The organism is Deltaproteobacteria bacterium (genome assembly GCA_012522415.1).
GTDB lineage: Bacteria > Desulfobacterota > Syntrophia > Syntrophales > JAAYKM01 > JAAYKM01.
The window spans coordinates 1-3,179 of record JAAYKM010000112.1 but is presented as its reverse complement, the minus strand read 5'-3'; the positions used below and the strand labels follow the sequence as shown (position 1 = coordinate 3,179).

Below are 3,179 nucleotides of genomic sequence, written 5' to 3'. Positions count from 1 at the left end.
TTCTATCGATCGTTCGGTCACGCCGGCTAAAGCGGCTATTTCCGGAATGGTGATCCCTTTGTTCTTTTGGCAGGCGTCCAGGATTTTCCTCGATGTTTTCCCGACGCTTTCCCGACGCTTTCCCGACGCTTTCGGTAAAACTGTTGCCAGTTTTAGCTTATCTGCGGGAGTCCGGTGCACTGTGGCAGTAAAAAGGCAACCCTCGTGATCGTCCGCGAAATCAATGTGCGGCCAGGCATCGATCGCGCGTTTGATGCCGGAACCCAGGCCGTGATAAGGCAGAAGTCCCTTGGCCACAAAGGAGACAATAATCGGATTGCGTATGTTCGAAATCCCCGACAGAATCTTCTCCACAGTCAAATTATTGGGCAGATGCCCCGGGCTGATAATTTCGATACGATTATCGAATATGAACAGACGAATAGGCGCGCTCACCAGGTAATCCCGATGCACCAAAGCGTTTACCAATAGTTCCTCAAAAACGGTTTCGGGAATTTCAGGCAATCCGGGGGCATTCACGCCGCGTCCGGCCTGCACTTTGTGGAGATTCCGCATAATAAAGCCTAAAGCATCATCGAAGATTTTTCTTAGCGGCCCGGCAAAGTCTTCTGTATCCAGGTAATCGGTCGCATGAATCTTATTCCCCGGGTAGCGAATGGCCTTGACCACAAACTGAGGCGTGAACCGTTCCGGGAATTCGGCAAACATCAGCAGTCCGGCCAAATTCAAAAAACCGGCTTCAGTGGCAAGGTTCATGTTCTGCAAAAAACGCAACAATTCCGAAGGTCCTTCAGGAAATTCGCGTTTATAGACATCACGGATAAAATCGCGAAAGCGTAGTTTATCCAGCGCTTCCAATCCCGCCTTGGTGGGCATTTCATCGGCATGAAACTGGCCTGAAATCTGGAAAAGCCTGCGAAGCTCCTCCTTGGAGTTCACCCGCCGTTTGTCTGCGCCCACCTTAAGCCAGATCACGCCGTTCTTGTCGAAATAGGGTTTGTCGATCCCCTTGGGGACGTTTAGAACAATCACGATTCTGTTCTTGCCAACGGCTACATTTTCAGTTTGTACGGTCAAAGGACTACGCACCAGATGGCTGGCTGCATTGCTGATGAGCTGATTGATCCGGCCCACATCTTCTTTTAAAAGCCCTGGAGTAGAACCATCGTCAGCAACACCAATGAGAATGAGCCCACCCTCTGCATTGGCAAAAGCCGCCATCTCCGAGGCCAAAGATTCCCCATTGCGGATATCCGCCTTGAATTGCCGGGTGCTGTCCTCTCCCAGAGCAATATGTTCAGTCAGTTCTTTAGCGTTCAAAGCAACATACCTCTTAAATTTCTGTCCACTGCCCCATGAGCAATGGCAATGGAACGATTCTTTTTACAAGCTTCCTTTACCCTCTCTGGCCAAAGCTGATAGGCAATGTGGGACCAGTCGTATTTCCCTTCCTGCAATTCTTCCCAGTATTTTTTGGGCTCGTTCCAGGGGACCAATTCCCACAGTGGGGCAATGTTCAGGATCACGCCGTCGGTCAGAATCAGTTTGAGGTAATCGTATTCCATCGGATCACCGGTCTTCTTGTCGCCGTAAAGGCCGCCGAGGCCAAGCAGGCTTTCCGCGCTTATTGCTGCGCGCACATCCGCAGGGATTTTTGCTCTCCGCCATATTTTTACGGGAAGGGTATTGGGCTTCATGCCCTTTTCAAGCATGCCCTGACGATATTCGATCTGTTCAAGCTCTTGGGTCATTGTTTCCTCCCATACTAAAACGCTCGGAACTGTTTGCACCATAGATCAGGGTCAAAGGTCGGATAGGAATCCGCTGCGATTCGGCAAAGACCTTGAAGTTTCCGATTCGTAAAGCGGTCAGCATGTGAGCCTCCTTGGAACCACGAAATACACGAAAAGGTAGGTCATAGCTTGGTTGTAGAACTCCTGCCAGCTTTGCTCGTCCTCGGTTTGGTAGAGGATAATGTTGGAGCGAGGGGGGGCAGATATGCTGCTCATTTTTTGACCCTCCTTGTTCGCTGCCTCATGTGCTCTCGGTAGGCTGCCAACGCGGCTTCTATTTGTTTCGCGGTCAGCCTTCGGAAAATTGCGATGATTTCACGGGAGTACTTGGTCAACACGCCCTCATGCGATACCCAGCACAGGCGTGGATTGTTCTTGATTTTGCGATGCCAGACGACAGCATCAAAGATATACGAAGTGAATTTGCTGCCGTGCAATTCAGTGATGTCATCGAGTATTTCTTTACGCCGTACCCAGTTGGGATCATTGGGGTCAAACCGCTTCTCGATGATCAGCGGCCCGGTTCCTGATATGCCTCCATCAGGCTTGACCCCGGCGATAACATCGGCATACTCCACCTTTTTCACGGACTCCAACTTTACTTTGAAGACTGTCATGAGGCGGCCAGTGTCTATTCCGGATTTTTCGATCTCACCCAATGCAGCGGCCAGTTCTGAAAGAAAATGTTTCACCGGCGCGCGGGCATGATCCTGACGGGTATAATCGTCCGACATGTAGGTGATCGCATCCACTGGGCAGTGCAAGCCGAGAGGCATAAGATTCCAGGTAATCTCTTCCTCGATGTGAACACCGAATGATTGTGCCATCAGGTCACGAAAATTGACGATGCCGGTCTGTGCCAGCGAGTAGATGACCGTTCCAAAACCGGGAGTGTTATAGAAGTGAACCGCATTATCTCTATAGGTCGTTAGCAATTCGAGGTTTCTGCGAACAGGAAGTGCTGGGATGTTCTTCGGAAAATATTTTTGGGCGCGAGCAAAAGCATCCCGACAGGACAGGGTCTTATAGGCCTCGGTTCGCTTCTTAGGATAGTAGATGGATTTTCGATTTTTGGAAATCAATGCTTTGAGGATTAATTCCCATGCGTTCAAAAGAAGGATGGAAAAACACTCGTCGCGATAGGCAAAGCGGGGCTTATTGTATATTTCGATAGCTGCCAACATAGCGGCTTGGGCATTCTGAAGGAGGTGGCGATAAGAATCGGAATAGTTCATGGCTGCGTCCCAACGGTTTCAAGTGCCTTGGCCTGCGTCTCCATCTCCGCCAGAAGTTCCTTCATATGCGCCTCACGCCACTTGACCGTGAGATCACCGGTAAAGGCGCGGTGTAAGATGATATTAAACAACTGATCTACCCGCTTTTTGC

At 50.2% G+C, this 3,179-nt stretch carries 3 protein-coding genes; all 3 read right to left on the bottom strand.

Annotated elements, in window-relative coordinates; all coding sequences use genetic code 11:
• The coding region (locus tag GX147_09195; protein NLN60854.1) for an ATP-dependent DNA helicase RecG at positions 1 to 1,320 on the bottom strand (1,320 nt) is incomplete at its 3' end.
• A complete protein-coding gene (locus GX147_09190) occupies positions 1,317 to 1,751 on the bottom strand; it encodes a hypothetical protein (protein ID NLN60853.1) in 435 nt (144 codons plus the stop codon). The genes GX147_09195 and GX147_09190, both read right to left, overlap by 4 nt.
• A gap of 254 nt (positions 1,752 to 2,005) precedes the next feature.
• On the bottom strand, positions 2,006 to 3,028 hold the full coding sequence (locus tag GX147_09185) for a DUF3644 domain-containing protein (GenBank protein NLN60852.1): 1,023 nt from the start codon (positions 3,026 to 3,028) through the stop codon (positions 2,006 to 2,008).
• Positions 3,029 to 3,179: the final 151 nt, after the last annotated feature.